This is a genomic window from Mesorhizobium sp. M7A.F.Ca.US.002.01.1.1 (assembly GCF_004022955.1).
Taxonomy (GTDB): Bacteria; Pseudomonadota; Alphaproteobacteria; order Rhizobiales; family Rhizobiaceae; genus Mesorhizobium; species Mesorhizobium ciceri.
Genome location: NZ_RZQE01000402.1, coordinates 1 through 5491, shown reverse-complemented (window position 1 = coordinate 5491; position 5491 = coordinate 1). Strand labels below are relative to the sequence as shown.

8 protein-coding genes are annotated in these 5491 nt (G+C 63.0%); 5 read left to right on the top strand and 3 right to left on the bottom strand.

The annotated features are described in order from the left end of the window. From sufD to sufA, 4 genes are all read left to right on the top strand, one after another. Positions 1 to 591, top strand: a 591-nt coding sequence (gene sufD / locus EN932_RS27880) for a Fe-S cluster assembly protein SufD (RefSeq protein WP_128369224.1), incomplete at its 5' end; no start/stop codon positions are given. 4 nt (positions 592 to 595) lie between these two features. Beyond that, positions 596 to 1840 carry a cysteine desulfurase gene (locus EN932_RS27875; protein WP_128369223.1) on the top strand — a complete coding sequence of 415 codons (1245 nt, stop codon included), beginning with the start codon at positions 596 to 598 and terminating at the stop codon, positions 1838 to 1840. Between the two features lie 19 nt (positions 1841 to 1859). Beyond that, positions 1860 to 2252 (top strand): SUF system Fe-S cluster assembly protein, encoded by a 393-nt coding sequence (locus tag EN932_RS27870; protein ID WP_013532157.1) that lies wholly within the window; start codon positions 1860 to 1862, stop codon positions 2250 to 2252. Between the two features lie 100 nt (positions 2253 to 2352). Continuing rightward, entirely contained in the window at positions 2353 to 2733 is a 381-nt protein-coding gene (sufA, locus tag EN932_RS27865; protein WP_013532156.1) for a Fe-S cluster assembly scaffold SufA, read from the top strand. Positions 2734 to 2917: 184 nt separating this feature from the next. On the opposite strand, the gene EN932_RS27860 is transcribed toward sufA, so the two are convergent. Further along, positions 2918 to 3415 (bottom strand): GFA family protein, encoded by a 498-nt coding sequence (locus tag EN932_RS27860; protein ID WP_024504571.1) that lies wholly within the window; start codon positions 3413 to 3415, stop codon positions 2918 to 2920. 92 nt (positions 3416 to 3507) lie between these two features. On the opposite strand from EN932_RS27860, the gene EN932_RS27855 reads away from it, so the two are divergent. Further along, positions 3508 to 3831: a TfoX/Sxy family protein gene (locus EN932_RS27855; protein WP_024504570.1), complete on the top strand. Its 324-nt coding sequence runs from the start codon at positions 3508 to 3510 to the stop codon at positions 3829 to 3831. A gap of 64 nt (positions 3832 to 3895) precedes the next feature. Here EN932_RS27855 and EN932_RS27850 read toward each other — a convergent pair whose 3' ends face one another. Together EN932_RS27850 and EN932_RS27845 are read right to left on the bottom strand one after the other, a co-directional pair. Beyond that, positions 3896 to 4813: a pseudouridine-5'-phosphate glycosidase gene (locus tag EN932_RS27850; RefSeq protein ID WP_024504569.1), complete on the bottom strand. Its 918-nt coding sequence runs from the start codon at positions 4811 to 4813 to the stop codon at positions 3896 to 3898. 74 nt (positions 4814 to 4887) lie between these two features. Beyond that, on the bottom strand, positions 4888 to 5491 hold a 604-nt coding region (locus EN932_RS27845), incomplete at its 5' end, for a PfkB family carbohydrate kinase (RefSeq protein WP_245483337.1).

Genomic DNA, 5491 nt, shown 5'->3' with positions numbered 1-5491 from the left:
CATCTGGCCCAGTTCAAGGCCCATATCGGCAAGAATGCCAAGCTGACGTTGTTCGTCATGAACGCCGGCGGCAAGCTCGTGCGCCAGGAGATCATGGTCAGGACGACTGGCGAAGGCGCCGATTTCAAGCTGCGCGGCATCAACCTCTTGGCCGGCGACACCCATACCGACGTGACCATGGTTCTCGACCACGCCGTGCCGCACACGACCTCGACGGAGATCATCCGCAACGTGGTGACGGGCAAGGCGCGCGGCGTGTTTCAGGGCCGCATCAACGTCCATCAATATGCGCAGAAGACCAACGCCAAGATGGCATGCAACACGCTGTTGCTGTCGGACGATGGCGAGTTCTCGACCAAGCCGGAGCTTGAAATCTTCGCCGACGACGTGATTTGCGGCCATGGCGCGACGGTCACCGAGATCGACCACGATCATCTGTTTTACCTGATGGCGCGCGGCGTCGACGAGAAAAGCGCGCGGGGCTTGCTCGTGAAGGCCTTTGTCGCCGAGGTGATCGAGGAACTGGACGACGAGGCGATCGTCGAAGCGCTGGAAGCGCGGCTCGACGGCTGGTTCGTGGCACACGGGTGACCTGATGAACGCACCGGGCAAGATCGGAGATTTCTACGACGTCGAAGCGATCCGCCGCGATTTCCCGATCCTGTCGCGGGAAGTCTATGGCAAGAAGCTGGTCTATCTCGACAATGGCGCCTCGGCACAGAAGCCGCAGGTGGTGCTCGACGCTGTCCAGCACGCCTACAGCCAGGAATATGCCAACGTCCATCGTGGCCTGCATTTCCTGTCCAATGCCGCGACCGACGCCTACGAAAAGGCGCGCGAAACGGTACGCCGTTTCCTCAACGCGCCAAGCACCGACAACATCATCTTCACCTCGAACACGACCTCGGCCATCAACACCGTGGCCTATGGCTATGGCATGCCCAACATCGGCGAGGGCGACGAGATCGTGCTGTCGATCATGGAGCACCACTCCAACATCGTTCCCTGGCATTTGATCCGCGAGCGGCAGGGCGCCAAGCTGGTCTGGGTGCCGGTCGACGATCTCGGCGTCTTCCACATCGAGGAATTCGAAAAACGGCTGACCGACCGCACCAAACTGGTCGCCGTCACGCAGATGTCGAATGCGCTGGGCACGGTGACGCCGATCAAGGAAATCGTGCGCATCGCGCATGCGCGTGGAATTCCCGTCCTCGTCGACGGCAGCCAGAGCGCCGTGCATATGCCGATCGATGTGCAGGATCTCGACTGCGACTTCTTCGTCTTCACCGGGCACAAGGTTTATGGCCCTTCGGGCATCGGCGTGCTCTACGGCAAGAAGGACATTCTCCAGGGCATGCGCCCCTTCATGGGCGGTGGCGAGATGATCGAGGAGGTGACGGAAGACATCGTCACCTACAACGAGCCGCCGCATCGTTTCGAAGCCGGCACGCCGCCGATCGTGCAGGCGATCGGACTGGGTGCCGCGCTCGACTATATGGAAACGATCGGCCGCGAGCGCATCGCCGCGCATGAGGAAGACCTCAAGACTTATGCGCATGAGCGGCTACGCGCCATCAATTCGCTGCGCATCTTCGGCGATGCGCCCGGCAAGGGCGCCATCATCTCGTTCGAACTGCAAGGCATTCATGCGCACGACGTGTCGATGGTGATAGACAGGCAGGGCGTTGCAGTCCGCGCGGGCACCCATTGCGCCCAGCCGCTGTTGAAACGTTTCGGCGTAACCTCCACATGCAGGGCATCGTTCGGCATGTATAATACCAGGGCCGAAGTCGACGCATTGGCCGAGGCGCTTGAAAAAGCGCGCAAATTCTTCGGATGACGTTTTTTGGGTGACGACCATGGATGATGCAAGCATCGCTGCCGAGACCACTCCGGAAACCGCGCCCAATGCGCTGGTTTCGGGATCGGCCATCCCAGCCGACGAACTGGCGCGGTTGACCGACGACATCGTATCGGCGCTGAAGACGGTCTACGATCCGGAAATCCCGGCCGATATCTACGAGCTCGGCCTCATCTACAAGATCGACATCGAGGACAATCGCTCGGTCAAGATCGACATGACGCTGACCGCTCCCGGCTGCCCTGTCGCCGGCGAAATGCCCGGCTGGGTCGAAAATGCCGTCGGCGCCGTCGAAGGCGTGTCCGGCGTCGAGGTCAACATGACCTTCGACCCGCCCTGGTCGGCCGACCGCATGTCGGAAGAGGCGCAGGTGGCGGTGGGCTGGTACTAGCGTCAAGCCTGGCACACTTGCGCCAGGGATAAAACTTCACCATTTTAGGTGAGGAATCATTCGGCAGGCCTTGAACCTGCATGGAATGGAAGGAAAAAGAATGGGACGCTTCGCCGTCATCACCATGACCGAAAAGGCCGCCGACCGGGTGCGCGAGATCGTCGCCACCCGCGACAACGCGCATGGCATCCGCCTCGGCATCAAGAAGGGCGGCTGCGCCGGCATGGAATATACGGTCGATCTGGTGACCGAGCCCAACACCAAGGACGACCATATCGAGCGCGACGGCGCGCATGTCTATGTCGCGCCCGAGGCTGCGCTATTCCTGTTCGGCACCGAGATGGATTTCGAGCAGACGACGCTGCGCACCGGCTTCACCTTCCACAACCCGAACCAGAGCTCGGCCTGCGGCTGCGGCGAATCCGTCGAACTGAAGCCGGCCGACCTGAAGGCACTGGCAGAGGCACGCGCTTCGGCCTGATTTTTTCCTTCGCCCCGTTTACGCGGAGAAAGTGTCACGAAGTGACGGATGAGGGGCAGCGCCAGCCTCTCCAGAGTTAGCTCCGCCCAGCCTGCCGGCGTACGTCGTTAGAAAATCCAAGCAATTGGCTTTTCGTTCGGTGCGCGGATCACTCCTCACCTCCCCGTAAACGGGGCGAAGAAACTCACTCCACCCACATGCCCGTCCGCTTGTGCCAATCGGCGATCGATTCCTCGGGATAGACGTCGAAGACCTTGTCGTGCTTGCCAACCACCGGCTCCACCCAGTTCGCTTTGTATTTCAGCATCAGGTGCACTCGGCTCGGCGGAATGGGTAAATCGCTGTCGATCGCTGAGGCGAAGGGGTGCACCAGTTCCGGCCATGTCGGATCGTAGAGCCAAAGGGCTGAGCCGCATTTCTTGCAGAAATTGCGCTCGCCGGTTGAGATTTCGCAATGCGGATGCTCGTCGTCCTCGATCTCCGCCCGAAAGACGCCGAGGCTGCGCTTGCCCCTGATGTTCAGTGTCTCGTTGTCGGCACCGAGATTGATGGCGAAGCCGCCGCCGCCTTGCTGCTTGCGGCAGATGGAGCAGTAGCACAGCATGAACGGCGCCGGCGTGTGGCTTTCCACCTCGAAACGCACGGCATTGCAGCGGCAGGACCCTTTCAGCAGAAGCGGCATGGCGGGAAAACTCCGATCGACCTCTCTCAACCTGTCAGCATGATTTTGGTTGCGGCGATGACAAGGCCAGATGCCGGTGACATGATCGCGGCATGGACAATGAACGCATCGCCGAACTGTTCGAGGGTCTCGGCCCTGTCAGCATCCGCAAACTGTTCGGCGGCAAGGGCATCTATTTCGACGGCGTCATCGTCGCCATCGTGCTGCGCGGCGAATTGCTGTTGAAAGCCGACGAGCAAAGCGCCCCCGAGTTCGAGGCCGCCGGCTGCACGCAATGGACCTACACCGGCTCGCGCCACGGCAAGCTGGTCGCCATGCCCTATTGGAGCGTTCCCGACAGCGCTTTTGATGATCCCGACGAGATGACGGTCTGGGCACGCCGGGCGTATGAGGCGGGGCGAAGGGCGGGGAAGTGACGCCAGCCTTGGCACAGCGGAGGGACAGCACCCCCTCTGTCCCGCCGACCTTGGAGGCCGTGCCCTACAATGCCCTGGCTATCCTCGCCGCCAGCCGTGCATTGTTTTCCACCAGCGCGATGTTGGTCTTCAGGCTCCTGCCGCCGGTCAGTTCGAGGATCTTTCCCAGCAGGAATGGCGTCACCGCCTTGCCGGTGACATGTTGTGCCTCGGCGGCCTTCTGCGCGGCGTCGATATAGCCCGCCATCTCCGCAGCCGGGATTTCCTGGTTTTCCGGCACAGGATTGGCAATCAGCATGCCGCCAGCAAGCCCAAGTGCTGCCCTCGTCTGGTAGAAATGCGCGATCTCTTCCGGCTCGTGCAAGGTCAGCGGCGCGCGGAACGGCGATTGCCTGGACCAGAAGGCCGGCATCGTCTCGCAGCCATGGCCGATCACCGGCACGCCGCGCGTCTCCAGCACTTCCAGCGTCTTTTCGATGTCGAGGATCGCCTTGGCGCCGGCCGAGACGACAATCACCGGGGTGCGCGCCAGCTCGTCGAGATCGGCGGAAATGTCAAAGCTCTTTTCGGCGCCCTTGTGCACGCCGCCGATGCCGCCGGTGGCAAACACTTTTATGCCGACAATATGCGCCGCGATCATCGTGGCGGCGACCGTGGTGCCGCCGGTGCGCCCTTGCGCCACGGCAAAACCGAGATCGGCGCGCGACAGCTTCATGGCGTCGCCCGTCATCGCCAGCGATTCGCGCTCGCCGTCAGAAAGCCCGATCTTGATGCGGCCGCCAACCACGGCGATCGTCGCCGGCACGGCGCCGCCATCGCTGATGATCTTTTCGACATCGGCCGCCATGGCGCCGTTGTCGGGGTAGGGCATGCCATGGGTGATGATGGTGCTTTCCAGCGCCACCACCGGCCGGCCGTCGGCCAGGGCCTGCGCCACCGGCGCGTGGATGTCGATGAAGGGGCGGGCGGTCTCAGGGGTCATCAAGGTCTCCTATCCGGAATGCGGCGCGTCCGTCGGACGCTCGGCAACATCGCGGCACTATGAATTCGCCGGTCTCATGCCACTTCCCTGGCATCCGGCACAAGGACCAACGCTTCCGCGAAGCTCGCCGCGGTGAACTCCGGAACGGCGGCGGCGCTTTCGATGGCAAGCGTCGCCCCGGCAATGCCTTCGCGCAGAGCTGCCCGCAGCGGCAGTCCTCGCAGCAGGGCTGCGACCGTTGCGCCCGCCAGCGCATCGCCGGCGCCGGTGACGTCGGCGACCTTTCTTGGTGGCGGCGGCAGGATAGAGAAGGCGCCGGCTTCATCGAAGCCCAGCATGGGCCCGCCGCCTGCCGTCACCACGCCGCTGACGAGGCCGCTGCATCGCAACCCGTCGACCACCTCGCGCTCCGTGGCATTCGCGGCGACGCCGGCCAGCGCCATGGCCTCGCGCCGGTTCATGAAGACCAGCGAAAGCTCCTTCAGCACCGGTAGCAACCGCACCACCTTGGCCGGCGAAATGGCAATCGCGAAAACCGGCTTGCCCGCGGCGAGCGCGACCAGCCGTTCCAGCGCCGTCGTCGGAAGATTGGCGTCGCAGAAGACGGCATCTGCGGCGGCGATCACCTCCCGCACCCTGGAGCGCCTGATCTGCTTGGGAAACGCCAAATCATAGAGC

What these genes read in the sequence shown, in the direction of transcription:
- EN932_RS27875 (WP_128369223.1), top strand. Translation starts at nt 596, where the DNA reads ATGAACGCACCGGGCAAGATCGGAGATTTCTACGACGTCGAAGCGATC.
- EN932_RS27870 (WP_013532157.1), top strand. Translation starts at nt 1,860, where the DNA reads ATGGATGATGCAAGCATCGCTGCCGAGACCACTCCGGAAACCGCGCCC.
- sufA (WP_013532156.1), top strand. Translation starts at nt 2,353, where the DNA reads ATGGGACGCTTCGCCGTCATCACCATGACCGAAAAGGCCGCCGACCGG.
- EN932_RS27860 (WP_024504571.1), bottom strand. Translation starts at nt 3,415, where the DNA reads ATGCCGCTTCTGCTGAAAGGGTCCTGCCGCTGCAATGCCGTGCGTTTC.
- EN932_RS27855 (WP_024504570.1), top strand. Translation starts at nt 3,508, where the DNA reads ATGGACAATGAACGCATCGCCGAACTGTTCGAGGGTCTCGGCCCTGTC.
- EN932_RS27850 (WP_024504569.1), bottom strand. Translation starts at nt 4,813, where the DNA reads ATGACCCCTGAGACCGCCCGCCCCTTCATCGACATCCACGCGCCGGTG.